Origin of the sequence: Enterobacter sp. BNK-13, from assembly GCF_048685015.1 — a bacterium.
Classification (GTDB): Bacteria; Pseudomonadota; Gammaproteobacteria; order Enterobacterales; family Enterobacteriaceae; genus Enterobacter; species Enterobacter quasiroggenkampii.
Map to the genome: position 1 here is coordinate 871,764 of NZ_JBLQTP010000001.1, position 22,739 is coordinate 894,502.

20 protein-coding genes, 1 tRNA gene and 1 pseudogene are annotated in these 22,739 nt (G+C 56.1%); 2 read left to right on the top strand and 20 right to left on the bottom strand.

Annotation, left to right across the window (positions count from 1 at the left end):
- Nucleotides 1–99 precede the first annotated feature (99 nt).
- The 9 genes and pseudogenes from rlpA to leuS all read right to left on the bottom strand — a co-directional run bounded on the left by rlpA (nucleotide 100) and on the right by leuS (nucleotide 10,186).
- Nucleotides 100–1,211: pseudogene (gene rlpA, locus ACMGGQ_RS04095) on the bottom strand (endolytic peptidoglycan transglycosylase RlpA).
- A gap of 16 nt (nucleotides 1,212–1,227) precedes the next feature.
- A complete protein-coding gene (gene mrdB / locus ACMGGQ_RS04100) occupies nucleotides 1,228–2,340 on the bottom strand; it encodes a peptidoglycan glycosyltransferase MrdB (RefSeq protein WP_008501037.1) in 1,113 nt (370 codons plus the stop codon).
- A gap of 2 nt (nucleotides 2,341–2,342) precedes the next feature.
- On the bottom strand, nucleotides 2,343–4,244 hold the full coding sequence (gene mrdA, locus ACMGGQ_RS04105; RefSeq protein ID WP_008501038.1) for a peptidoglycan DD-transpeptidase MrdA: 1,902 nt from the start codon (nucleotides 4,242–4,244) through the stop codon (nucleotides 2,343–2,345).
- Between the two features lie 28 nt (nucleotides 4,245–4,272).
- Nucleotides 4,273–4,740: a 23S rRNA (pseudouridine(1915)-N(3))-methyltransferase RlmH gene (rlmH, locus tag ACMGGQ_RS04110; protein ID WP_420289635.1), complete on the bottom strand. Its 468-nt coding sequence runs from the start codon at nucleotides 4,738–4,740 to the stop codon at nucleotides 4,273–4,275.
- 3 nt (nucleotides 4,741–4,743) lie between these two features.
- Nucleotides 4,744–5,061 (bottom strand): ribosome silencing factor, encoded by a 318-nt coding sequence (gene rsfS / locus ACMGGQ_RS04115; RefSeq protein ID WP_023334893.1) that lies wholly within the window; start codon nucleotides 5,059–5,061, stop codon nucleotides 4,744–4,746.
- Between the two features lie 269 nt (nucleotides 5,062–5,330).
- Nucleotides 5,331–5,996 (bottom strand): nicotinate-nucleotide adenylyltransferase, encoded by a 666-nt coding sequence (gene nadD, locus ACMGGQ_RS04120; protein ID WP_025912714.1) that lies wholly within the window; start codon nucleotides 5,994–5,996, stop codon nucleotides 5,331–5,333.
- A complete protein-coding gene (gene holA, locus ACMGGQ_RS04125; RefSeq protein ID WP_420290554.1) occupies nucleotides 5,989–7,020 on the bottom strand; it encodes a DNA polymerase III subunit delta in 1,032 nt (343 codons plus the stop codon). The genes nadD and holA overlap by 8 nt, the downstream gene beginning before the upstream one ends.
- Entirely contained in the window at nucleotides 7,020–7,589 is a 570-nt protein-coding gene (lptE, locus tag ACMGGQ_RS04130; RefSeq protein ID WP_008501042.1) for an LPS assembly lipoprotein LptE, read from the bottom strand. The genes holA and lptE overlap by 1 nt, the downstream gene beginning before the upstream one ends.
- A 14-nt stretch (nucleotides 7,590–7,603) precedes the next feature.
- Nucleotides 7,604–10,186 (bottom strand): leucine--tRNA ligase, encoded by a 2,583-nt coding sequence (gene leuS, locus ACMGGQ_RS04135; RefSeq protein ID WP_420289636.1) that lies wholly within the window; start codon nucleotides 10,184–10,186, stop codon nucleotides 7,604–7,606.
- Between the two features lie 214 nt (nucleotides 10,187–10,400).
- Between leuS and ACMGGQ_RS04140 the strand changes: the two genes are divergently transcribed.
- On the top strand, nucleotides 10,401–10,883 hold the full coding sequence (locus tag ACMGGQ_RS04140; protein WP_023617134.1) for a zinc ribbon-containing protein: 483 nt from the start codon (nucleotides 10,401–10,403) through the stop codon (nucleotides 10,881–10,883).
- A 64-nt stretch (nucleotides 10,884–10,947) separates the two neighbouring features.
- Here the strand turns inward: ACMGGQ_RS04140 and rihA are convergent, their stop codons facing one another.
- The 10 genes from rihA to miaB form a co-directional block, all read right to left on the bottom strand.
- Nucleotides 10,948–11,886 (bottom strand): pyrimidine-specific ribonucleoside hydrolase RihA, encoded by a 939-nt coding sequence (gene rihA, locus ACMGGQ_RS04145; protein ID WP_048026958.1) that lies wholly within the window; start codon nucleotides 11,884–11,886, stop codon nucleotides 10,948–10,950.
- Nucleotides 11,887–12,006: 120 nt separating this feature from the next.
- Nucleotides 12,007–12,732 carry an amino acid ABC transporter ATP-binding protein gene (locus ACMGGQ_RS04150; protein ID WP_014883001.1) on the bottom strand — a complete coding sequence of 242 codons (726 nt, stop codon included), beginning with the start codon at nucleotides 12,730–12,732 and terminating at the stop codon, nucleotides 12,007–12,009.
- Entirely contained in the window at nucleotides 12,729–13,406 is a 678-nt protein-coding gene (gene gltK / locus ACMGGQ_RS04155; RefSeq protein ID WP_008501047.1) for a glutamate/aspartate ABC transporter permease GltK, read from the bottom strand. Before gltK ends, ACMGGQ_RS04150 begins: the two co-directional genes overlap by 4 nt.
- On the bottom strand, nucleotides 13,406–14,146 hold the full coding sequence (gltJ, locus tag ACMGGQ_RS04160; protein WP_008501048.1) for a glutamate/aspartate ABC transporter permease GltJ: 741 nt from the start codon (nucleotides 14,144–14,146) through the stop codon (nucleotides 13,406–13,408). Before gltJ ends, gltK begins: the two co-directional genes overlap by 1 nt.
- 155 nt (nucleotides 14,147–14,301) lie before the next feature.
- Nucleotides 14,302–15,207: an amino acid ABC transporter substrate-binding protein gene (locus ACMGGQ_RS04165; RefSeq protein ID WP_008501049.1), complete on the bottom strand. Its 906-nt coding sequence runs from the start codon at nucleotides 15,205–15,207 to the stop codon at nucleotides 14,302–14,304.
- A gap of 409 nt (nucleotides 15,208–15,616) precedes the next feature.
- Nucleotides 15,617–17,155 carry an apolipoprotein N-acyltransferase gene (gene lnt / locus ACMGGQ_RS04170; RefSeq protein WP_420289637.1) on the bottom strand — a complete coding sequence of 513 codons (1,539 nt, stop codon included), beginning with the start codon at nucleotides 17,153–17,155 and terminating at the stop codon, nucleotides 15,617–15,619.
- A 5-nt stretch (nucleotides 17,156–17,160) separates the two neighbouring features.
- Nucleotides 17,161–18,039: a CNNM family magnesium/cobalt transport protein CorC gene (corC, locus tag ACMGGQ_RS04175; RefSeq protein ID WP_021242574.1), complete on the bottom strand. Its 879-nt coding sequence runs from the start codon at nucleotides 18,037–18,039 to the stop codon at nucleotides 17,161–17,163.
- Between the two features lie 89 nt (nucleotides 18,040–18,128).
- Entirely contained in the window at nucleotides 18,129–18,596 is a 468-nt protein-coding gene (gene ybeY / locus ACMGGQ_RS04180; protein ID WP_008501052.1) for an rRNA maturation RNase YbeY, read from the bottom strand.
- Nucleotides 18,593–19,639: a PhoH family protein gene (locus ACMGGQ_RS04185; protein WP_008501053.1), complete on the bottom strand. Its 1,047-nt coding sequence runs from the start codon at nucleotides 19,637–19,639 to the stop codon at nucleotides 18,593–18,595. Before ACMGGQ_RS04185 ends, ybeY begins: the two co-directional genes overlap by 4 nt.
- Before the next feature lie 164 nt (nucleotides 19,640–19,803).
- Entirely contained in the window at nucleotides 19,804–21,228 is a 1,425-nt protein-coding gene (miaB, locus tag ACMGGQ_RS04190) for a tRNA (N6-isopentenyl adenosine(37)-C2)-methylthiotransferase MiaB (RefSeq protein ID WP_045909585.1), read from the bottom strand.
- 135 nt (nucleotides 21,229–21,363) lie between these two features.
- Here miaB and ubiF point away from each other — a divergent pair, with 135 nt between their 5' ends.
- Nucleotides 21,364–22,539: a 3-demethoxyubiquinol 3-hydroxylase gene (gene ubiF / locus ACMGGQ_RS04195; protein WP_045909584.1), complete on the top strand. Its 1,176-nt coding sequence runs from the start codon at nucleotides 21,364–21,366 to the stop codon at nucleotides 22,537–22,539.
- A 119-nt stretch (nucleotides 22,540–22,658) separates the two neighbouring features.
- Here ubiF and ACMGGQ_RS04200 read toward each other — a convergent pair.
- Nucleotides 22,659–22,733, bottom strand: a tRNA-Gln gene (locus ACMGGQ_RS04200).
- Nucleotides 22,734–22,739: the final 6 nt, after the last annotated feature.

Below are 22,739 nucleotides of genomic sequence, written 5' to 3' on the forward strand. Positions count from 1 at the left end.
CCTTACTATAGCAAATGCTATTCAGGCAGGCATCCGACTTTAAGCATGAGTTTGTGAATGTGTTTTACACAAACTGACAATTCGGATACCGCCGGTTAATTATTTCGCAACAGCGATAAATGACTGAAGCTGAGCTTCATTCTGCAGACGCTGCTGCAGGGAGGCTGCCTGCGATTTGCTGGCAAACGGCCCCATCTGAATGCGCCAGACCGCACCGTTCTGCTCAACGCGTCCTGGTACGCCAAACTGCTGGCTCAGACGCTGTTGATACTGTTTGGCCCGGGCCTGATCGCTCACTGCGCCGACCTGAACCACATAGCTGCCGCTGGCCGCTGTTGGAGCCGTCACCGCTGCACTTTGCGTGGCCGCGGGCGCCGTTACGGGAGCCGACTGGGTCGCTGGCGTAGCAACGGGAGCGGGGGCTGGGGTAGGCTCACTGCCTTCCAGCACGCCCGAGGCTAAGGTCGTCGGTGCGCCAAGAAAGCCGCTACTCTTTACCGGTGCGCCCGTTGAATCGTCGCTTTGCAGCGTGTCATTGCTGATTGGGCGTATTTCTCCCCCGGCTGAGCAGGCTCGGCCGGAGAAGAGACGCTGCCCATTCCGCCGTCAAGATTTGGGCGGTCGGGCAGGGCATAGGTCTGTTTCGCCACCGTCGTACACGCGGTACCTGGCCCGGACAGCGAACCATCCTGTGCCACGATAATCGGGTCAATACGGACTTTGGTGTTGTTTGAGGTATTCAGACGATCGGCTGACGCGCGAGACAGGGAGATCACCCGGTCATTTCCGTACGGGCCGCGGTCGTTGATACGCACGACAATCATACGGCCGTTTGCCAGGTTGGTGATGCGGGCGTAGCTCGGGATCGGCAGCGTTGGGTGTGCCGCCGTCAGCTGCATCGGGTCGAACGTCTCCCCGGAGGCCGTCAGGTTACTGCCTGGCTCGGCATCGTAAATGGCGGCAAAGCCCGCCTGACTGAAACGGGAAGGATCCTGAACAATTTTATAGCTTTTGCCGTCGCGCTCGTAATCCTGATTGGCACTGGCATTCAGCGGTTCATAAACGGGATCGGCACCGCTGATTTCAACGATTGGGCCATTACACACCGCAGGCTGCGGCGGCGCGACGGTTGCCTGTTGCTGACCATCATCACTTGTGCAGGCCGCAAGTAAACTTGCCGCAATGCAGATCCCCAGCCACTGCTTACGCATTCCGATCCCCTTATTTTTATACGCTTTTTGACAACATTTTTCTGTGGGTATGGATCGACATCACGATACCAAACCCGGCCATCAACACGATCAGTGCCGAGCCCCCGTAACTCACCAGCGGCAGCGGTACGCCTACCACCGGCAGAATACCACTCACCATACCAATATTTACGAAGACATAAACGAATAAAATCAGCATCAACCCGCCAGCCATGACGCGACCAAAGGTCGTTTGCGCGCGTGCTGCAATCCACAATCCCCGCATGATCAGCAGAACGTATAGCGCCAGGAGTATTAAGATACCCACCAGCCCCAGCTCTTCCGCCAGTACGGCAAAGATAAAGTCGGTGTGGCGTTCCGGTAAAAATTCCAGCTGCGACTGCGTACCGTGCAGCCAGCCTTTCCCGCGCAGGCCGCCGGAGCCAATCGCAATCTTGGACTGAATAATATGATAGCCCGCGCCCAGCGGATCGGTTTCCGGATCGAGCAGCATCATGACGCGCTGGCGCTGGTAATCGTGCATCAGGAAGAACCAGAGAATAGGGATGAACGCCGCTATCAGCACCACCGCGATACCAATCAGGCGCCAGCTCAGGCCCGACAGGAAGAGGACAAACAGACCGGAGAGCGCGATAAGGATTGAGGTGCCAAGGTCAGGCTGTGCCGCAACCAGCAGCGTTGGCAGGAAAATCAGCACCAGCGCGATGGCGGTATTCTTCAGAGACGGCGGACAGACGTCGCGGTTGATAAAGCGTGCCACCATCAGTGGCACGGCGATTTTGGCAATCTCCGAGGGCTGGAAGCGGACAATACCCAAATCCAGCCAGCGCTGCGCCCCTTTTGAAATGGCACCAAACGCATCGACCGCAACCAGCAAAATAATACAGAAGATGTAGAGATAGGGCGCCCAGCCTTCGTAAACGCGCGGCGGGATCTGCGCCATCACCACCATAATGATCAGGCCCATGGCGATCTGGCCGATTTTGCGCTCCATCATCCCGATGTCCTGGCCGCTGGCGCTCCAGATAACCAGCGCACTGTAAACCAGCAGAGCCAGCAGGATCAGCAGCATGGCTGGGTCGATGTGGATTTTGTCCCACAGCGATTTTTTATTTGGATTATCCGTCATGATTATTGGTCCTCCGCCGCAGCGGCGGCCGGGTTTTCAGCCGGCAGTTCGGTGTTGTTATCACCCAGCATGATGTGGTCAAGGATCTGGCGCATGATGGTCCCTACTGCAGGCCCGGCACCGCCGTTCTCCAGAATCATTGCCACCGCGACCTGCGGGTTGTCATAAGGGGCAAACGCCGTCATCAGCTTATGGTCACGCAGACGTTCGGCAATGCGGTGCGCGTTATAGGTTTCGTTGGCTTTTAGGCCAAATACCTGCGCAGTACCGGACTTCGCCGCCACTTTGTACGGCGTCCCGGCGAAATACTTGTGTGCGGTACCGTTCGGGCGGTTTGCCACGCCGTACATACCGTCTTTCGCGATTTCCCAGAAGCCGGAATGAATGTCACCCACCGGGGCTTCGTGCGGCTGGTTCCACGGCACTTTTTTGCCGTCTTCAACCGTACTCTGCAGCAGATGCGGCACTTTCACCACGCCGTCATTGATGAGGATCATCATGGCTTTGTTCATCTGAAGCGGCGTTGCCGTCCAGTAGCCCTGACCGATACCCACCGGAATGGTATCGCCCTGATACCACGGCTTTTTAAAGCGCTTCAGCTTCCATTCGCGCGTCGGCATGTTGCCGGAGCGTTCTTCCGCAAGGTCAACGCCGGTGTAGTGTCCGTAGCCGAATTTGCTCATCCACTCTGACAGGCGGTCGATCCCCATGTCATAGGCCACCTGATAGAAGAAGGTATCCGCAGACTCCTCCAGCGATTTGGTGACGTTCAGATGACCGTGGCCCCATTTTTTCCAGTCGCGATAGCGCTTATCCGAACCCGGCAGCTGCCACCAGCCCGGGTCAAACAGGCTGGTATTGCGGTTGATGACGCCAGCACTCAGTGCAGAGACCGCCACGTACGGTTTAACCGTTGATGCCGGTGGGTAAACCCCTTGCGTCGCGCGGTTCACCAGCGGCGTGTTGGGGTCATTCAGCAGACCGGAGTAGTCTTTACTGGAAATGCCGTCAACAAACAGGTTCGGGTCATAGCTTGGCATTGACACCATCGCCAGGATGCCGCCGGTTCGAGGATCTGTGACCACAACGGCTGCACGACTGCCCGCTAGCAGGGTTTCAATATACTGCTGCAGCTTAAGGTCGAGAGTCAGATAGACGTCATGCCCCGCCTGCGGCGGTACCTCTTTAAGCTGGCGAATCACGCGGCCACGGTTATTAACCTCAACCTCTTCATAGCCGGTTTGCCCGTGCAGGACATCTTCGTAGTAGCGTTCAATGCCCAGCTTACCGATATCATGCGTTGCGGCGTAGTTCGCCAGCTTGCCGTCTTTATCGAGGCGGTCGACGTCTTTGTCGTTAATCTTGGAGACGTAGCCAATCACATGCGTCAGCGCGGAGCCGTAGGGGTAGTAGCGACGCTTGTAACCTTTTACTTCCACGCCAGGGAAACGGTACTGGTTCACCGCAAAGCGGGCCACCTGGACTTCCGTCAGGTTGGTTTTAACCGGAATGGAGGTGAATCGGTGTGAGCGGGCGCGTTCTTTTTTAAAGGCGGCGATATCGTCGTCGTTAAGGTCAACAACGCTTTTCAGCGCTTCCAGCGTATCCTGAACATTATCGACTTTTTCCGGCATCATCTCGATTTGATAGATGGTGCGGTTTAACGCCAGCGGGGTGCCGTTACGATCGTAAATAATGCCGCGGCTGGGTGCGATAGGTACCAGCTTGATACGGTTTTCGTTGGAACGCGTCTGGTAATCGGTAAAGCGGACAATTTGCAGATTATAAAGGTTGGCGATCAGCACGCCGGTAAGCAGCAAAATCCCGGTGAAGGCGACCAGCGCCCGGCGCACAAACAGCGCGGACTCAGCCGTATAGTCGCGAAAAGAATTCTGTAGTTTCATCCGCTGCTTAATCTACCCTGGTCAGTCATTACTCGCGGTGATAGGGGTGGTTGGTAGTAATGCTCCACGCGCGATACAGGCTTTCTGCCACCAGTACCCGAACGAGCGGGTGGGGAAGCGTCAGCGCGGAGAGGGACCAACTTTGTTCTGCTGCCGCTTTGCAGGCAGGGGACAACCCTTCGGGGCCGCCAATCAACAGACTGACGTCACGACCGTCCTGCTTCCAGCGCTCCAGTTCGTGCGCCAGCTGCGGCGTATCCCAGGGTTTTCCTGGAATATCGAGGGTGACGATGCGGTTCTTGCTTGCGGCAGCCAGCATCAGTTCGCCCTCTTTATCGATAATACGTTTGATATCGGCATTCTTGCCGCGCTTACCGGCGGGGATTTCCACCAGTTCGAACGGCATGTCTTTTGGAAAACGACGCAGATATTCAGTAAAACCGGTTTGTACCCAGTCCGGCATTTTGGTGCCGACGGCGACCAGCTGCAACTTCACGCATTAACCCCAGAGTTTTTCCAGTTCATACAGGCGACGGCTCTCGTCCTGCATGACGTGGACAATCACATCGCCGAGATCGACAACCACCCAGTCAGCCGTCGCTTCGCCTTCAACACCCAGCGGTAACAGCCCTGCTGCACGCGATTCCTGAACCACGTGATCGGCAATCGAAACAACATGACGCGTGGACGTACCGGTGCAGATAATCATGCAGTCGGTAATACTGGATTTACCCTTCACGTCAATCGCGATGATGTCCTGACCTTTCAGGTCATCAATTTTGTCAATAACAAAATCCTGGAGTGCTTTACCCTGCAAGTTTTCCCCCTGGGGTGAATGAGATTGTAAAACTTTGAATTCGTAGCCAGGCAGTATACCTGAACTCATGCCTGTGTCGGGACAAATGTCTCCGGCCGGGCTTTTGAAGGCGGGTATCATCCCACCCTCCGCCTGAGATTGCATCGCCATTTTTGTAAAACAATTTCTGTAAAGCAATGGCTGGCGGGAAAGTCTGGCAGCGGAGAATAACAGTATGGCTTACCCTGTCAAGGCAGGATAAACAATAAGCCGCTTTTTATGCCTTCCCGCTATTCATCTGCGCTTTTCTGATACAAACCGTGCGTATGGATATAGGCCAGCACCGGTGCGGGGAGCAGATCGTCACATGCTAAACCCTGCTGTAAACGCTCGCGAATGAGGGTCGCAGAGATATCGAACCACGGCGTTTCCGCCAGATAAATCTTCCCGGCAGGCTGATTGTGGAGATCTTCAACATTGGCGGTGAGATGATCTTCCAGCCACTGCTGGTACTGTGCTTCGCGCATGGTCAGCGGATAGCCAGGACGGCGGCAGACGAGAAGATGGCTGTTCTCCAGAATGGTTTCATATTTATGCCATGTGGGGAAGTTCAGCAGGGAATCCTGACCGATGATAAAAGCCAGCGGCTGGTCTGGCCCCTGTTCTGCGCGCCACTCCTGAAGCGTCTGCGAGGTCCATGAGGGTGTGTCGCGACGCAACTCACGCTCGTCAAGCCGGAAGAGTGGCTTATCTGCGATGGCCAGGGCAAGCATCTCTTTTCGCTGCTCGCTGGTCGCCTCGGGCTGTGGACGGTGGGGCGGGACATTATTGGGCATGATGGTAACGCGCTGAAGGCCGATCAGATTCGCCAGAATTTCAACCGGCTTCAGATGCCCGTAGTGTACCGGGTCGAAGGTGCCGCCATACAGGGCCTGTAAAGAATGCATACTATCCATCAATAAAAACGTCTGCCAGCGCCTTGTGGCAGAGCAGCAGAGAAAGGCTTTCCAGCTCCGCCCAGACCGACTGGCCGTAATCTTGCTTGAGCGTAAGCTCAGCGCGCATCAGAAGCTGTACCGCCTGGCGAAGCTGTTCATGACTCAGGCGGTTGATGGCCTCGGTGGTCAAAGCCCGGCGATTTTGCCACACCCGGTGTTTATCAAACAGCGAACGCAAAGGCGTATGGGCAGACTGACGCTTGAGCGTAATCAGCAGCAGTAATTCGCGCTGCAGGGTTCGCAGCAGAATAACCGGTTCGCTGCCTTCGAGGCGCAGCTGCTGCAGAATATGCAGGGCGCGTTTACTTTTTGCGGACAGCAGCGCGTCCACCCAGTGGAACGGCGTGAAGTGCGCCGCGTCGTTAACGGCCTGCTCGACGCGCGGCAAGGTTAGCTTGCCGTCTGGCCAGAGCAGGGAGAGTCTGTCAAGCGCCTGCGCCAGGGCCAGCAGGTTACCTTCATAGCAGTAGCAGAGCAACTGATTCGCCGCGTCATCCAGCTGAAGGTTGTGCTGTTTCGCTCTCGCGGCGACCCATTTAGGCAGATGTGCCTGCTCAGGCGTCTGACAGGTGACCAGCACCGCGTGGGTCGCGAGTTGGGTAAACCAGGCCGCGTTTTCCTGCGCTTTGGTCAGCTTGTTGCCACGCACAATAAGGAGCAGATCGCTGTGTAAGAGGCTGACCAGCGTTGCGAGCTGCTCGTTTATCGCCGCGTTAGGGCCGTTCTCCGGCAGCAGGATCTGAATTGTCTGGCGCGATGCGAACAGGCTCATCGCCTGACAGCGCGAGAAGAGGGCGTTCCAGTCGGTGTTGTTATCCAACTGGACGGTGTGATGTTCATCAAAACCCTGCGTGGCGGCGGCATGCCGCACGGCATCCAGGCTTTCCTGAAGCAATAACGGATCGTTTCCAAGAAGCAGATACGCCGCGCGCAGCCCTTCATTGAGCTGCGCGCGGAGTTGTTCAGGATACAGCCTGATCATCATTTACCCAGAGAGTTAGCAGCAGGAAGCGTGCCATCAACCGGTTTATCAACAATGTCAGATCCTTGTTTGGTTGACGCTGCAATACTTGGCAGTTTACGGATCAGCTGTTCCGCCGCCTTGTCGTACATTTCGTTGATGATAATCTGCTGTTCGGCATCTTTTGCCAGCGCCGTCTGCGGGTTATCGAAGAACGAACGGTACACTTTCGTGCTGATCGGATAGATGTCTTTACCCGGGATCAGAACTGCCGCGTTGACCGTCAACACCATTTGATACTCTGCGGTACGGCCATCCTGGAAGATAGACGCGGTATCTCTCGACAGACCACTTCCTGTCACACGCAGAGACGGTACATCCTGACGCAGCGTCTGTTTCTCAACAAGCTCAACGCCGTTGAGGCGCAGCTGATTGCGAATTGCCCGGCTGAGTGGACCATTCGGATCCCCGGAATCAAAGATCATGGTTTTCATCTGAGCAGGCACCGCCGTGGTATTGCGCAGGTGCCAGCCACAGCCAGCGGTGACAAGCACCGCCAGAGATAAGAGTATTGTTGCCAGTTGTCGCACGTTTCCTCCCGCGCTTAGCCAACGACCAGATTCAGCAGTTTACCCGGTACGTAGATCACTTTACGTACGGTAACGCCCTCAAGATATTTAGCGACCAGTGGTTCCTGGCCCGCGCGCTCGCGAACCTGTTCTTCGGTTGCATCGACCGCCACGGTAATTTTACCGCGGACTTTGCCGTTCACCTGGACCACGACCAGCGTGGTGTTTTCCACCATCGCGGCTTCGTCAGCCTGCGGCCACGGCGCGTTGTCGATATCGCCTCCGCCTTTCAGCTCCTGCCACAGGGTAAAGCTAACGTGCGGCGTGAACGGGTTCAGCATGCGAACGACGGCCAGCAGTGCTTCACGCATTAAGGCACGATCCTGCTCGCCGTCCTGCGGGGCTTTCGCCAGCTTGTTCATCAGTTCCATAATAGCCGCAATTGCGGTATTGAAGGTCTGACGACGACCAATATCATCGGTCACTTTCGCAATCGTTTTATGAACATCACGACGCAGCGCCTGCTGATCTTCAGTCAGTGCGGCGGTGTTCAGCGCCGGGGCATTGCCCAGTGAGGTGTGCTCGTAAACCAGCTTCCAGACGCGTTTCAGGAAGCGGTTTGCGCCTTCTACGCCAGACTCCTGCCACTCCAGCGTCATGTCCGCCGGAGAAGCAAACATCATGAACAGACGCACGGTATCCGCACCGTAACGCTCAACCATCACCTGCGGGTCGATACCGTTGTTTTTCGACTTAGACATCTTGCTCATGCCGGTGTAGACCAGCTCATGACCTTCGGCGTCTTTGGCCTTCACAATACGGCCCTTCTCGTCGCGTTCAACGATCGCGTCAACCGGAGACACCCAGTTACGCTCGCCGTTTGCACCGACGTAATAGAAGGCATCCGCCAGCACCATGCCCTGGCACAGCAGCTGTTTTGCAGGTTCGTCAGAGTTCACCATGCCCGCATCGCGCATCAGCTTGTGGAAGAAGCGGAAGTAGAGCAGGTGCATGATGGCGTGTTCGATACCACCGATGTAGATATCTACCGGCAGCCAGTAGTTCGCCGCGTTGGAATCCAGCATGCCATCCTGATACTGCGGGCAGGTGTAGCGAGCATAGTACCAGGATGACTCCATAAAGGTGTCAAAGGTGTCGGTTTCGCGCAGCGCAGGCTGGCCGTTGACGGTGGTTTTAGCCCACTCAGGATCGGCTTTGATCGGGCTGGTGATGCCGTCCATGACGACGTCTTCCGGCAGGATCACCGGCAGCTGATCTTCTGGCGTTGGCATCACGGTGCCATCTTCCAGCGTCACCATTGGAATTGGCGCACCCCAGTAACGCTGACGGGAAACACCCCAGTCGCGCAGACGGAAGTTAACTTTACGCTCGCCCACGCCAAGGGAGGCCAGCTTGTCGGCGATGGCGTTGAAGCCCTCTTCGAAGCTCAGACCGCTGAACTCGCCGGAGTTGAACAAGGTCCCTTTTTCGGTCAGCGCGTGTTCGGACAGGTCTGGTTCAGAACCGTCAGCCGCCAGGATAACTGGCTTGATGGTCAGGCCATATTTGGTGGCAAATTCGTAGTCGCGCTGGTCGTGACCCGGAACGGCCATCACGGCGCCCGTGCCGTATTCCATCAGTACAAAGTTGGCGGCCCAGACAGGGATCGCTTCGCCCGTCAGCGGGTGAATGGCTTTAAAGCCGGTATCAACGCCTTTTTTCTCCATCGTTGCCATATCGGCTTCGGCCACTTTGGTGTTGCGGCATTCGTCGATGAAGGTAGCCAGTTCCGGATTGTTTTCTGCCGCTTTCTGCGCCAGCGGGTGACCTGCGGCCACGGCCAGGTAGGTCGCGCCCATGAAGGTGTCCGGACGGGTGGTGTAGACGGTCAGAGTCTGGTCGTAGTTCTCAACGTTGAAGGTGATTTCCACGCCTTCGGAACGGCCGATCCAGTTGCGCTGCATGGTCTTAACGGTATCTGGCCAGTGGTCCAGATTATCCAGATCGTTCAGCAGCTCATCAGCATAAGCGGTGATTTTGATAAACCACTGCGGGATCTCTTTACGCTCTACTTTGGTGTCACAGCGCCAGCAGCAGCCATCGATAACCTGTTCGTTCGCGAGAACGGTCTGGTCATTCGGGCACCAGTTAACGGCAGAGGTCTTCTTGTACACCAGGCCTTTTTTGTACAGCTCGGTGAAGAACTTCTGTTCCCAGCGGTAGTATTCCGGGGTACAGGTTGCCAGCTCGCGGCTCCAGTCATAGCCGAAGCCCAGCATTTTGAGCTGGTTTTTCATGTACGCGATGTTGTCATACGTCCACGGTGCCGGCGCCGTATTATTTTTTACCGCCGCGCCTTCCGCAGGCAGACCGAACGCATCCCAACCGATGGGTTGCAGAACGTTTTTACCCAGCATGCGCTGGTAACGCGCAATCACATCACCGATGGTGTAGTTACGCACGTGGCCCATGTGTAGTCGACCAGAAGGATAGGGAAGCATCGACAGGCAGTAATACTTCTCTTTGCTCTCGTCTTCGGTTACTTCAAAGGTGCGCTTCTCGTCCCAGTGTTGCTGGACTTTTGATTCTATCTCTTCCGGGCGGTATTGCTCTTGCATGGCAGCCAGTGGTCCTGTTTTCAATACAGCTACAAATGTAGCCAATGGATGTGGTAATTCAGATCCGCATAGCATAGCCCAAACGCCCGCGTCAAAACAGCCTTTCGCACAAATGCGCTTTGCAGGAATTTACCGGGTCTGTGCTTCACCTGACAAAGCGGCGATGAAATAAGGTCTATTATTAGAAATAGTTACTTACCCGGGAGGCAAAATGATGAACAAGGTTGCTCAATTTTACCGCGAACTGGTGGCGACACTGACGGAACGGCTGCGTAACGGCGAGCGCGATATCGATGCGCTGGTGGAGCAGGCGCGTGCCCGCGTGTCGCAAACGGGTGAGTTAACGCGAACCGAAGTGGAAGAGGTGACGCGTGCCGTGCGTCGCGATCTGGAAGAGTTCGCGCGCAGCTACCAGGAGAGCCAGGAGGAGGTCACGGACAGCGTTTTCATGCGGGTGATCAAAGAGAGCCTGTGGCAGGAGCTGGCCGATATCACGGATAAAACGCAGCTGGAGTGGCGTGAAGTCTTTCAGGATTTGAACCACCACGGTGTGTACCACAGCGGTGAGGTGGTCGGGCTGGGAAATCTGGTGTGCGAGAATTGCCACCATCATATTGCGGTGTATACGCCGGAGGTCTTGTCGCTGTGTCCGAAATGCGGCCACGATCAGTTCCAGCGTCGTCCGTTTGAGCCCTAGGTAAAAGCGCAGCTTTGCGCCCTCTCCCCGTGGGAGAGGGCCGGGGTGAGGGCATCAGGCCGCACTACGCACTATAGTAAGCCAGCCTCTCCGCCAGCAAATCCACAAACGCCTCACGGTCAATATCCACCATCACCGTGGTATTCGGCTTATTTCCCGTCAGCGAGTAGTAGTCCACCACCGTCATCCCCTGGGTGTATTTCCCCTGAGTTTCGACGCCAACCCACCTGTGGACGGTGGTAAACATCTCCGGCTTTAATAGCCAGGCAATGGTGCATGGATCGTGCAGCGGCGCGCCGTGGAATCCCCATTTCTCGGCTTTGTGATACTCCATAAAGAAGTCGAGCAGCTCAGCCACGGTTGTCGCGACCGGATTACCCACGGCACGGAAGCGCTCAATGTCGTCAGCCATAATCTGCGCGCGATGGGTCACGTCCAGCCCCGCCATCACGACGGGCAAACCGGACTGGAAGACGATCTCCGCCGCTTCCGGGTCGACAAAAATGTTGAATTCTGCGGACGGCGTCCAGTTTCCCAGACCCATGGCCCCGCCCATGATGACGATACGGGCGATTTTGCTGTGCAGTTCAGGGTGGCTGTTCAGCAGCAGCGCGACGTTGGTTTGCGGCCCGGTAGCCACCAGCGTCACGGGTTCCGCGCTCTCGCGCAGCACCTTCGCCATCAGCTCCACGGCGGTGCAGTTTTGCGGCGTGAAGCCCGGTTCAGGCAGCGCCGGACCGTCCAGACCGCTTTCACCATGCACGTTATCCGCGATAATTAATTCACGCATCAGGGGCTTGAGGGCGCCACCGGCGACGGGAATATCGGTGCGCCCGAGCAGCGTCAGCATGCGCAAAACGTTACGCAGGGTTTTATCCGGCGTCTGGTTTCCGGCGGAAGAGGTGACGGCTTTGACGTCGAGTTCTGGGGAGGCAAGTGCAAGAACGAGCGCGATCGCGTCATCATGACCCGGATCGCAATCGAAAATGATGGGTTGTGCCATAGCGTTCTCCATTCATAGCGTTATTTTGTGACAAGGTTAACGCTGCAATGTGACGCCGAATAGATAAAGAGAGCTAAAGCGTGAAGCAGTGCGCAATCCGCAGATTGCGCACCGAGAAGATTAGTGCAGGATTTTGGCGAGGAAATCTTTCGCACGTTCGGATTTCGGGTTGGCGAAGAACTCCTCTTTCGGGGAATCTTCGACAATTTTCCCTTCGTCCATAAAGATTACGCGGTTGGCCACCTTACGGGCGAAGCCCATTTCGTGGGTCACCACCATCATGGTCATCCCTTCGTGCGCCAGTTCGACCATCACGTCCAGCACTTCGTTGATCATCTCCGGATCGAGCGCCGACGTTGGCTCATCAAACAGCATGGCAACCGGATCCATACACAGCGCGCGGGCGATCGCCACACGCTGCTGTTGGCCGCCGGAAAGCTGCGCCGGGAACTTATCGGCATGCGCAGAGAGGCCAACGCGTTCCAGGAGCTTCAGGCCTTTCTCGCGCGACGCTTTTTTATCACGCTTGAGCACTTTCACCTGGGCCAGGGTCAGGTTCTCAATAATGGAGAGGTGAGGGAACAGCTCAAAATGCTGGAACACCATGCCAACGTGAGAACGAAGCTGGGCAAGATTGGTTTTCTTGTCGTTGACTTTAGTACCGTTGACGACGATCTCGCCCTGCTGGACCGGCTCCAGACCATTGACGGTTTTGATCAGCGTCGATTTACCGGAACCGGACGGTCCGCACACCACTACCACGTCGCCTTTTTTCACTTCGGTGGAGCAGTCGGTCAGCACCTGAAAGTGCCCATACCATTTAGAAACATTTTTCAGGGAAATCATTGTACCGTCCTTTTCTTCAGCCAGCTGACCAACAGCGACGCGCTTAAACTAATCACAAAATAGACCGCACCCGCAAAGAGCACCATCTCAACCTGCGTACCATCACGCTCACCGATGGTTGACGCGGTACGGAAGAAGTCTGCCAGGCTCAGCACGTAGACCAGAGAGGTATCCTGGAACAGCACGATACCCTGGGTCAGCAGGAGCGGAACCATGGCGCGAAACGCCTGCGGCAGAATAATGAGCTGCATGGACTGCCAGTGCGTCATCCCCAGCGCCAGCGCGGCGCTGGATTGCCCGCGGGAGATACTCTGAATGCCCGCACGGATAATCTCCGAGTAGTAAGCGGCCTCAAACATCGAGAACGCCACCATCGCCGAGATCAGACGGATATCGGTTTTCGGCGACAGCCCCAGTACGTTTTGCAGGAAGCCGGGCACGATCAGGTAAAACCACAGCAGCACCATTACCAGCGGGATGGAGCGGAACACGTTAACGTAGGCGGTCGCGAACCAGGCGAGCGGCTTAAAGCTCGACAGGCGCATGACGGCCAGCAGGGTGCCCCAGACGATACCGACGATGATGGCAATGACGGTGATTTTTAAGGTAATCATCAGTCCATCAAGCAGATAAGGCATGGATGGAACGATAGAACTCCAGTCAAATTCGTACATTATTTGCCCCCCATGTTGCCCGGCAGGCGAATTTTGCGTTCAACCAGGTTCATCACCAGCATGATGAAAGCGTTAATCAGAACATAAGCGAGCGTGATCGCGGTAAAGGATTCCCACGCGTGAGCGGAGTAATCCAGCAGCTTGCCCGCCTGTGCAGCCATATCGACCAGGCCGATGGTTGAGGCGATGGCCGAGTTTTTCACCAGGTTCATCATCTCGGAGGTCATCGGTGGAACGATGACGCGGTAGGCGTTAGGCAGCAGCACGTAGCGGTAGGTTTGTGGCAGGGTTAATCCCATCGCCAGACCCGCATTTTTTTGTCCACGGGGTAATGACTGAATGGCGGCACGCACCTGCTCGCAAACGCGCGCAGCGGTAAACAGCCCCAGACACATCATGGAGGAGACAAAGAACTGCACATTCGGATCCAGTTCCGACTTGAACCACATGCCAATATTTTCCGGCAGCAGTTCCGGGATAACCAGATACCAGGTAAAGAATTGCACGATCAGCGGAACGTTACGGAACAGTTCCACATAGAGGGTGCCAAGCGTTGAAAGAAAACGGTTAGGGACGGTGCGCAGAATACCGAACAGAGAACCGACAAGAAACGCGATGATCCACGCCGTTATCGATAATGCCACGGTGACCTGAAAGCCGCTCCACAGCCAGCCAAGATAGGTGGTGTTGCCGAACGGGGCTTGTTGCAGAAATATGCCCCAGTTCCAGTCGATTGACATAATAAACTCCAGAAAAAAAAGGGTAGCAGCGCTACCCTCGAAGATTGGTGAGAAGCTCATTTTTCGCGCTGAGTGGGGAACGACCACTCAACGTATAGTCTGTCCATGCTTCCCGACAATCGAGAGGGCAGGAGATCCCGCCCCTGTTGTTCTAATTAGTTAAGAGCCTTGTCATTTGGAGATTTGAACAGCGCTTTCATGTCGTCAGACAGTTCAAAATTCATGTTCAGGTTTTTAGGTGGAATCGGGTTTTTGAACCATTTGTCGAACCATTTTTCCGCTTCGCCGGAGGTCTGCACCTGAGCGATGGTGTCATCGATCAGCTTTTTGAACTGCGGATCGTCTTTACGCAGCATACAGCCGTAGGCTTCTTTCGACTGCGCGGTGCCGACGATATCCCAGTTGTCAGGTTTCTTCGCTTTCGCACGCTCGCCCGCCAGCAGGGCATCATCCATCATAAACGCGACGGCACGACCGCTTTCCAGGGTACGGAAGGAGTCGCCATGGTCTTTCGCGCTGATGATGCGCATATCCATTTTCTTCTCGTCGTTCAGCTTGTGCAGCAGCACTTCAGACGTGGTACCGGAGGTGACAACGACCGCTTTGCCTTTCAGGTCAGCGAAGTCTTTAATCTCACCGCCTTTCTTCGTCAGCAGGCGGGTGCCTACAACAAAGATGGTGTCAGAGAAGGCAGCCTGCTTCTGACGCTCGAGGTTGTTGGTGGTGGAGCCACACTCGAAATCAAAGGTGCCGTTTTGCAGCAGTGGAATACGGTTCTGTGAAGTGATTGGGATCAGCTTCACCTGCAGGTCAGGTTTGTTCAGCTTTTTCTTCACGGCTTCAACGATAGCGTTGGAGTAATCCTGTGAATAGCCCACGACTTTTTGCGTGTTGTCGTAGTAAGAGAACGGGACAGAAGATTCACGGTGGCCGACCACGATGACGCCGTTTTTGGCAATCTTGTCGAGAGTGCTGCCTGCTGCTGGCGCATCTTCAGCGTGAACCACGCCTGCAGACATCCCCATAACCAGCATTGCTGTGGCCAGTTTACGTAATTGCATACCCAACTCCTTTCTTATCAGCGCCAGAGACGCATTGATACCCATTGTGATGTTGTTATATCTCGCGCAATGCGAGTGCAGTGTTATGCAAGCTTGTTAACATTTAGTCTGGCTTAATGTAAAGATTTTGCTGCGTTATTGTTTATTTTTGCGAAGCGCGCCGCACCATTCAGAGGCAAATATCTCCCGTTGCACCGTTTCGGTGCTACCGATGATCTACGCTGGTGCGACAAAGTTGCACGTTAAGCCAAACTGCGTTTACCTGAATAAACAAAGCAATAGGCGTGCCAGAATTGGAGTCTGGAAGGAATTGTCAGGTGGCGGCTGCGCCTTACCCGACCTACGGGAACGGAAATGTTGAAGGTAGGCCGGGTAAGGCGCAGCCGCCACCCGGCAACAGAAGGGAAGGTTATTTACGACGCTGGCGCAGGCTCATCAGCACCGCGCCAAAGCCGAACAGCGCGGTCAGGATCCACAGCGGCCAGTTGCCGGTACGGGCGTATGGCGTCAGCCCCGTGGTCGGGGTGACGTGAGTGGTCAGTACCTCACGGGTGAACTGTGGGATCATGGCCTGGATTTCACCCTGCGGACCAATCACGGCTGTGATACCGTTGTTGGTGCTGCGCAGTAACGGACGCGCCAGCTCCAGGGAGCGCATGCGTGCCATCTGGAAGTGCTGCCACGGGCCGATTGACTTACCAAACCAGGCATCGTTAGAGATGGTCAGCAGATAGTCCGTATCCGGGCGGAAGTTATCGCGCACCTGCTCGCCGAGGATGATTTCGTAGCAGATGGCCGCCGTCAGGGCAACGCCGTGCGCGTGCAGCTGAGGCTGAACGTACGGTCCGCGGCTGAAGGAGGACATCGGCAGATCGAAGAAGGGGGCCAGCGGGCGCAGAATCGACTCCAGCGGCACAAATTCACCAAACGGCACCAGGTGGTTCTTGTTGTACCGGTCAGTGGAGTGGTAGCTGTATTCGCTGTCTTTGCCGAGCGTAATGATGGTGTTGTAAGTGTCGTAGCGGTTCTGCTGATTCAGACGCGCATCGACAATCCCGGTGATCAGCGTGCTGCCACGCGAGAGCAGCAGGTCGTTCATCATGTTGAGGAACGGCTGCTGGTTGATCTCCAGATCGGGAATGGCAGACTCCGGCCAGATAATCAGCTGCGATTTACCCATCACCTCTTCGGTGGCGTTGGCGTAGATCTTCAGCGTATTCAACAGCTCTTTCTCGTCCCACTTCATGGACTGCGGGATGTTCCCCTGAACCATGGAAACCTGCATAGCGCGCGCGGGCTCAGGCGTGAACCACTGGATATAGCGCAGCGGGAAGGGAAGAGCGAACAGCACCAGCGCCACAACCAGCGGCTTCCAGCCGCGCGTGACCAGCGCCAGGACCAACAGGCCGCTGACCACCATGAGCAGGAAGTTAATGGCCTCAACGCCCATGACCGGCGCCAGGCCTTTGAGCGGGCCGTCAATCTGACTGTAGCCGAACTGCAGCCACGGGAAGCCGGTCAGCACCCAGCCGCGCAGGAATTCCGTGATTTGCCAGACCACCGGTGCGGCAATGGCGACGCGCAGCCAGCTGGTTTTGGGCCACAGGCGAGAAAGGATGCCGGCGAACAGGCCGGTATAAAGCGAGAGATAGGCGGCGAGCAGTACCACCAGGAAGACGTTAACCGGGCCCGGCATACCGCCAAACTGGGCGATGCTGACGTAGACCCAGTTAATACCTGAGCCAAACAGCCCCAGTCCCCAGAAGTAGCCGATAGCAGCAGCCTGTACCGGACGACGATTCAGGGTCAGACCCTGAAGCCCCATTAGGGAGAGAATGGCCGCAGGCCAGATGTCGTAAGGAGAAAAAGCCAGCGTACCGCTGGCTCCGAGTAACAGCGCCAGCAGCAAACGGACGCGCTGGCGTTCAAGCAATGGGGCAAATGCCATTTACATTAATCTTCCAGTTTTGGCACCGGTGAGTCGTCCGGCGTTCTGACATGAACCTGTATAATACGTCGGCTGTCGGCCATGGCTACTTTGAACTGGTAACCGTCGATGTCAACGGTCTCACCGCGCGCCGGGAGATGGCCAAAGGCCTGCATCACCAGACCGCCAATGGTATCGACCTCTTCGTCGCTGAAGTGGGTCCCGAAGGCGTCGTTGAAGTCCTCGATGGAGGCCAGCGCGCGCACGGTCCAGGTGTGGCGGCTGAGCTGACGGAAGTCGATATCCTCTTCTTCGTCATACTCATCTTCGATTTCGCCCACGATCAGCTCAAGGATATCCTCGATCGTGACCAGACCGGAGACGCCACCAAATTCATCAATAACAATCGCCATGTGGTAACGCTGAGAGCGAAACTCTTTCAGCATCCGATCCACACGTTTACTTTCCGGCACAACCACGGCCTGGCGTAACACTTTTTCCATGCTGAAGGCTTCGGCATCGCTGCGCATAAACGGCAGCAGATCTTTCGCCATCAAAATCCCTTCGATGTGATCTTTGTCTTCGCTGATGACCGGGAAACGCGAGTGGGCGGATTCGATGATCACATCGAGGCACTCGTCCAGGGTCTGGTTACGTTTCAGGGTGATCATCTGCGAGCGGGGGATCATGATATCGCGAACGCGCTGGTCGGCGATGTCCATAACCCCTTCGAGCATTTCGCGCGTATCTTCGTCGATAAGGTCGTTCTGCCCGGAATCACGAATCAGCTCCAGCAGTTCATCACGGTTTTTGGGTTCGCCGTGGAAAAGCTGGTTCAGAATGAGGGAGAAAAATCCCTTTTTACTGGTTGTCGTGTCGCTACTGTGTGAATTGTCGTCGCTCATGGCGTTTGTTAAGGGTTCTCTTGTTAGTTCAACGTTTACCGCCACGCGATGTCCTTTCGTGGCGGCAGGGGAGTCAGTCAGGTGACGGACTATTCTTTCTCGGCAATGTACGGATCCTCATAGCCCAGAGCAAGCATTATCTCTGTCTCGAGGGACTCCATCTCTTCCGCTTCGTCGTCTTCGATATGATCGTAGCCGAGCAGATGCAGGCTGCCGTGTACCACCATGTGCGCCCAGTGGGCTTCAAGGGGTTTCTGCTGCTCTTTGGCTTCCTGTTCAACCACCTGACGGCAGATGATCAGATCGCCCAACAGCGGCATCTCGATGCCCGGTGGGGCTTCGAACGGGAAAGAGAGCACGTTGGTCGGCTTATCTTTCCCGCGATAGGTCAGGTTAAGCTCATGGCTTTCTGCTTCATCCACCAGGCGAATCGTGACTTCTGATTCTTCCTGAAACTGCGGGATAACGGCATCCAGCCATTTCTGAAACTGTGCCTCATCTGGCATGCCGGAATTGTCTTCACAGGCCAGCTGTAAATCGAGGATCACCTGACTCATTTCTGTTCTTGCTCCTGCGCTTCGCGCTTACGTTCTGCGGCCAGTTCGGCCTTACGCTTCTGATCCGCCTCTTCCCAGGCTTCATAAGCGTTAACGATACGCGCGACCACCGGGTGGCGTACCACGTCTTCACTGTGGAAGAAGTTAAAGCTGATTTCATCGACCTCGGCCAGCACTTCGATGGCGTGGCGCAGGCCCGATTTGGTGCTGCGCGGCAGATCGATCTGCGTGACGTCGCCGGTAATCACCGCTTTCGAGTTAAAGCCAATACGCGTCAGGAACATTTTCATCTGTTCGATGGTGGTGTTCTGGCTCTCATCGAGAATGATGAACGCATCGTTCAGCGTGCGGCCGCGCATGTAGGCGAGCGGGGCCACTTCGATCACGTTACGCTCAATGAGCTTCTCGACCTTCTCAAAGCCCAGCATTTCGAACAGCGCATCGTATAAAGGACGCAGATACGGATCGACCTTCTGGCTTAGATCGCCTGGCAGGAAGCCCAGTTTTTCACCGGCTTCAACGGCAGGGCGGGTCAACAGGATACGTCGGATCTCCTGACGCTCCAGCGCATCGACCGCAGCGGCAACGGCAAGATAGGTTTTACCCGTACCCGCCGGCCCCACGCCGAAGGTGATGTCGTGGTCGAGAATATTGGCGATGTACTGCGCCTGGTTTGGCGTACGCGGCTTGATGACGCCACGCTTGGTCTTAATGTTGATCGCCTTGCCATAGTCCGGCACGCTCTCCGCGCTCTGCTCAAGCACGCGCGCCTCTTTAATGGCGAGGTGAATCTGCTCCGGTTCGATATCCTGAATTTCGCCGCGCATGGGGGAGGTGTCGACATACAGGCTACGCAGAATGTCCGCAGCGGCGTTGACGCAGATAGGGCGTCCGGTGAGTTTGAAATGATTATCGCGACGATTGATTTCGATACCCAGACGTCGCTCCAGTTGTTTGATGTTGTCATCAAACGGCCCGCACAGGCTCAGCAGGCGAGCGTTGTCTGCTGGCTCAAGGCTAATTTCACGCGTATCTATGTTCAAACTGTTCCTCTTTGATTGATTAACTGACCCGCTGCCACACGGCGCAATAAAACGGTCATTACCGAAATTATTCACGCCACAGAATAAAGGCGCAAGCGTTGCGGAAGATATTGGGGGCGATGAGAGGAAATACAAGGCCTGCCAAAAGAGGCAGGCCTGAAGGATTAGGGCTGGTAAATCCCAACGCCAGAATCGTTTTCTTTGCGGGTACGCGAGATCACGGATTGCGGTGACTCTGCGATACGCAGGCCCATTTCGTCTTCGGTGCGGACGACCTTCGCGCGCAGCGAGTTGGTCAGCACTTCGACAATCTCGACGTCCACAAACTTACCGATCATATCCGGGGTGCCTTCAAAGTTCACCACGCGGTTATTTTCCGTACGGCCAGAGAGCTCCATAATGCTCTTGCGGGAAGTGCCTTCCACCAGAATGCGCTGAACGGTGCCGAGCATGCGGCGACTCCAGGCGTTGGCCTGCTGGTTGATACGCTCCTGCAGAATATACAGACGCTGCTTTTTCTCTTCTTCCGGCACATCGTCAACCATATCGGCCGCCGGTGTTCCAGGACGCGCGGAGAAGATGAAGCTGTAGCTGACGTCAAAGTTCACTTCGCCGATGAGCTTCATGGTGCGCTCGAAGTCATCAGCGGTTTCGCCAGGGAAGCCGACGATAAAGTCAGAGCTAATCTGGATATCCGGACGCGCTTCACGCAGCTTGCGGATGGTGGATTTATACTCCAGCACCGTATGCGGGCGGCCCATCAGGTTCAGCACGCGGTCCGAGCCGCACTGGATCGGCAGGTGCAGGAAGCTCACCAGCTCTGGCGTATCGCGATAGACGTCAATAATGTCGTCGGTAAATTCCATCGGATGGCTGGTGGTAAAGCGAATGCGGTCGATGCCGTCAATCGCGGCCACCAGACGCAGCAGCTCGGCAAAGCTGCCGGTCGTGCCGTCGTAGTTCTCACCGCGCCAGGCGTTAACGTTCTGGCCCAGCAGGTTCACTTCGCGCACACCCTGCGCGGCAAGCTGCGCGATTTCAAACAGAATGTCATCTGCCGGGCGGCTGACCTCTTCACCACGAGTGTACGGCACCACGCAGTACGTGCAGTATTTGTTGCAGCCTTCCATGATGGAGACGAAGGCGGTCGGGCCATCGGCACGTGGCTCAGGCAGACGGTCAAATTTTTCGATTTCCGGGAAGCTGACGTCCACGACCGGGCTACGGTTACCGCGAACCTGATTGATCATCTCAGGCAGACGGTGCAGGGTCTGAGGGCCAAAGACAATGTCCACATACGGGGCTCTCTGGCGGATCAGCTTGCCTTCCTGCGACGCGACGCAGCCGCCCACGCCGATGATCAGGTCCGGATTTTTTCGTTTAAGAAGTTTCCAGCGGCCTAACACATGAAAGACTTTTTCCTGCGCTTTTTCACGAATTGAACAGGTGTTCAGCAGCAGCACATCGGCTTCTTTCGCATTTTCAGTCAGCTGGTATCCGTGGGTGGTATCCAGCAGATCGGCCATCTTGGATGAATCGTATTCGTTCATCTGACAGCCCCAGGTTTTTATATGGAGTTTTTTAGTCATCGACTTGCTCAGCTCAGGATTGCAAGCCGCGTATTGTAATGCTTTGGTGGGGTTGTGACCAGTATGAAGGTTGTGTGTCTCAGGACCGCAAAAATCCGGTAAACTTAAGGGATTCTCCAATAAGGAAAATTGACCATGACACTCCAACACACCGAAGTTGCCGTTGTCGGCGGCGGTATGGTCGGCGGCGCGCTGGCGCTGGGGCTGGCGCAGCAGGGATTTGAGGTAACGGTAATCGAACAGGCGGCTCCGCCAGCCTACGATCCCGCCAGTAAACCGGATGTGCGCATTTCCGCTATCAGCGCGTCGTCCGTCGATCTGCTGCGCGGGCTGGGCGTCTGGGAGACGGTGCTGGCGATGCGCGCTCATCCTTACAGCCGTCTTGAAACCTGGGAATGGGAAAATGCCCACGTCGCGTTTGATGCAGCTGAGCTGAAGCTGCCGCGCCTGGGCTATATGGTGGAAAACAATGTGCTCCAGCTGGCGCTCTGGCAGGCGCTGGAGGCGCACCCGAAGGTGACGCTGCGCGTTCCTGCGTCGCTTAAGGCGCTGCATCCTCACGAGAGCGGCTATCTACTGACGCTCGACAGCGGCGATGAGCTGTCCGTGAAGCTGGTCATCGGGGCGGATGGCGCTAACTCGCAGGTCAGACAGATGGCGGGGATCGGGGTTCATGCCTGGCAGTATGAACAGTCCTGTATGCTGATTACCGCCAGGTGCGAGAATGCGCCGGGTGAAAGCACCTGGCAGCACTTTACGCCGAACGGCCCGCACGCCTTTTTACCGCTCTTCGATAACTGGGCGTCGCTGGTGTGGTACGACAAACCGGCGCGCATTCGCCAGCTGCAGGGAATGAACATGGAACAGCTGCAGCGCGAAATTCTGCTGCACTTCCCGAGCCGTCTGGGACACGTCACGCCGGTCGCCGCCGGGGCGTTCCCGCTTACGCGCCGTCATGCGTTGCAGTATGCCCGCGAAGGCTTAGCGCTGGTGGGGGATGCGGCACACACCATTCATCCGCTGGCCGGGCAGGGCGTGAACCTGGGGTATCGTGACGTCGATGCCTTACTGGATGTGCTGGGCAGCGCCCGCGGACACGCGGAAAACTGGGCCAGTCATCAGGTGCTGAAGCGTTATCAGACGCGGCGTATGGCAGATAACTTCCTCATGCAGTCGGGAATGGATCTGTTCTATGCCGGGTTTAGCAATGACGTAGCCCCGGTGCGTATTCTGCGTAACATAGGCCTGATGGCAGCGGAACGCGCCGGTGGCCTGAAGCGTCAGGCCCTGAAGTACGCCCTCGGACTTTAATCTTTGCTCCGACTTTTCCCTCGCCCCTTTGGGGAGAGGGTTAGGGTGAGGGGGGATCAGGCCGCACAATTTTGTACAAAAACAAAAAAGCCCGCAGAGCGGGCTTTTTTGTTACTAAGTGGCTGGGGTGCAGGGATTCGAACCCCGGAATGCTGGTATCAGAAACCAGAGCCTTACCGCTTGGCGACACCCCAATTGCG